This window comes from Streptomyces milbemycinicus, assembly GCF_002154605.1.
Classification (GTDB): Bacteria; Actinomycetota; Actinomycetes; order Streptomycetales; family Streptomycetaceae; genus Streptomyces; species Streptomyces milbemycinicus.
In genome coordinates this window covers 1-985 of the sequence record NZ_MUNE01001226.1, presented here as the reverse complement: position 1 = coordinate 985, position 985 = coordinate 1, and the positions used below count along the sequence as shown (strand labels likewise).

Here is a 985-nt window from a genome sequence, read left to right as displayed (position 1 = left end):
GGCGAAGTCGGCGGCGGTGAAGGTGACCGTCCGGCCACCCTCAGCGCGTGAGACACCTGGCACGAGTGTCGCCAGGTCAACCATGTATGGGCCGTAAAGGTCGATCTCGACCTCAAGCGGTCCGGCAAGGGCGAGTGGCGTGACCAGCGTTCGCTGCTTGACAGCTTCGGCGGCCGCCTGGTGCAGACGCTCTCGGGCCTCCTCCGGGTGCAGTGCCACGGCGGCGGCCTGACCGAGGGCTTCTTTGACCGCGACAGTGACAGCCGAGGGCACCAGATCACACAGTTCGGCACAGGCGGTGTCATCGCCACTGAGCAGCACGACCGGCACACCCAAATGCCCGGCCATGGCAGCGTTGAGGCCGATCTCGCCCAAGGAACGTCCGCCTACGCGTACGTCCAGGATGGCGTCGCTCATGGTGTGTGCCAGCACGGCTGGGCCGCCACCAGCTCGGGCGTGGTAGCCGACGAACATCACCGCGTCGGTGTGCTCGTCGAGCCCACCGAGCATGCCCATGGGGCGGGGTTTGCCACGAACCAGACGAGCCCGTCGNNGGACGCCCGCGATCACGGCGTTCGCTTCGGCCGTCATCAACGCACGGCCTCGCTCGTAGTCGTAGCGATCCGGATTCGTCTCGGCGGGATGCACGATCCCCGAGATGCCCTCCATGTCAACGGAGATCAGCACCTTCATAAGGCAGGGAGCCTATGCGCTGTGAGTGCCGGCCGACAGTGCACATCAGGACTCATGACTTGGTCGGCGAGCCCGTCCCGCGTTGACGCTATTTCTCGTGAACATCTACAAGCCGCAAGATCACCAACTGCTGCCCAAACCAGCAGACAAACGCTGCTGCTGAACGTGAACGAAGCCACGCGGTCCTAGCCCGCGCCCAGCAGGACGCGACCTGGAACCGGCAGCAGGTCTCCAACCAGCTCCGGTCTCCACTGCGCGAGTACTACCCCGACGCCTGGGACGCCTTCTCCGC

Annotated in this window: 1 protein-coding gene; it reads right to left on the bottom strand. The window is 65.6% G+C overall.

Annotated elements, in window-relative coordinates:
- Positions 1 to 693 (bottom strand): M55 family metallopeptidase (locus tag CCN51_RS52265; RefSeq protein WP_086861324.1); only part of this gene is annotated, 693 nt, incomplete at its 3' end.
- Positions 694 to 985 lie beyond the last annotated feature (292 nt).